This is a genomic window from Xenorhabdus sp. PB62.4, from assembly GCF_014467285.1.
Taxonomy (GTDB): Bacteria; Pseudomonadota; Gammaproteobacteria; order Enterobacterales; family Enterobacteriaceae; genus Xenorhabdus.
Genome location: NZ_NKHR01000118.1, coordinates 1 through 598, shown reverse-complemented (window position 1 = coordinate 598; position 598 = coordinate 1). Strand labels below are relative to the sequence as shown.

Genomic DNA, 598 nt, shown 5'->3' with positions numbered 1-598 from the left:
GCTTATTCGCTTAACCTCACAACCCGAAGGTGTCTTCGGACTGGAGTATTGAGAGACTCATCAATGCCATGTTTCAATAACACTGATTGTTTCAAATTTTCAGCTTGTTCCAGATTGTTAAAGAGCATGATTTCACAAGATACCGGAGTTATCCGGTACATTCTGAAATCGTATCATGGTATAAAAGAGACAATGGTGGAGCTAAGCGGGATCGAACCGCTGACCTCCTGCGTGCAAGGCAGGCGCTCTCCCAGCTGAGCTATAGCCCCATTGATTCCGTTATCAGTCTGTTGCCGCCTATTTGCTTAACCGCCCGGGGCAAGCGAAATTGGTAGGCCTGAGTGGACTTGAACCACCGACCTCACCCTTATCAGGGGTGCGCTCTAACCACCTGAGCTACAAGCCTAGACCGATACCGTCTCTTTCTTTATCAGACAATCTGTGTGAGCACTCAACAACATTTACTATCTCAGGTTAAGGAGGTGATCCAACCGCAGGTTCCCCTACGGTTACCTTGTTACGACTTCACCCCAGTCATGAATCACAAAGTGGTCAGCGCCCTCCCGCAGGTTAAGCTACCGACTTCTTTTGCAACCCA

General features: G+C 48.7%; 2 tRNA genes and 1 rRNA gene. All 3 read right to left on the bottom strand.

The window, feature by feature from the left end:
• Positions 1-193: 193 nt before the first annotated feature.
• Positions 194-269: transfer RNA gene (locus tag Xenpb_RS19510), tRNA-Ala, on the bottom strand.
• Positions 270-329: 60 nt separating this feature from the next.
• Positions 330-406: transfer RNA gene (locus Xenpb_RS19505), tRNA-Ile, on the bottom strand.
• 69 nt (positions 407-475) lie between these two features.
• Positions 476-598: ribosomal RNA gene (locus Xenpb_RS19500) — 16S ribosomal RNA — on the bottom strand; the annotation flags it as partial.